The sequence below is a fragment of the Clostridium sp. AM28-20LB genome, assembly GCF_003480665.1.
Lineage (GTDB): Bacteria > Bacillota > Clostridia > Lachnospirales > Lachnospiraceae > Otoolea > Otoolea fessa.
In genome coordinates this window covers 1-573 of the sequence record NZ_QUJN01000018.1, presented here as the reverse complement: position 1 = coordinate 573, position 573 = coordinate 1, and the positions used below count along the sequence as shown (strand labels likewise).

Genomic DNA, 573 nt, shown 5'->3' with positions numbered 1-573 from the left:
GGTATTAGAAGAACCTCCAAACACACATTGTCTTTTTCTGTCTGCCGGATGTGTTTCATAGGGTATCTTATAGGTTTCCTTTTGGCGGCTCAGAAAGGACTTGATTTCTTCAATGCTCTTAGCGTTGGCGGTTGCAATCATTTCCGACATTTCAATAATCCAATGCCCCTGCATTTTGCGGTACACATTTTCATCATCCAGCTTTTTCAAGTCATCAGAGAACCAGTCATCATTGACCGCAAGCAAACGGAAGAAAGAGGACTTTCCGGCTCCCTGACCGCCCACAAGACAGAGCATAACCTCAAATTTGCACCCCGGCTTAAAAGCTCGTGAGATAGCACCCAGCAGAAACAACTTCAATGCTTCATAGGTGTAATCATCTGTATCAGAACCGAGAAAGCGGTGCAGACAGAAGCGTATGCGTTCTGTTCCGTCCCATTGCAAGGCATTGAGAAAATCACAGACAGGGTGGTAACGATTTTCATTGGCAATAACCGCAACTGCGTCTATGATTTTCTTCTCTACGGTCAATCCATAGTTTTCTTCAAAATATAGGAGCAGATATTTCACATC

Annotated in this window: 1 protein-coding gene; it reads right to left on the bottom strand. The window is 44.0% G+C overall.

Annotation, left to right across the window (positions count from 1 at the left end; genetic code table 11):
* Nucleotides 1–573: virulence-associated E family protein (locus DW739_RS15245; RefSeq protein WP_243023799.1), on the bottom strand; the 573-nt coding region annotated here is incomplete at both ends.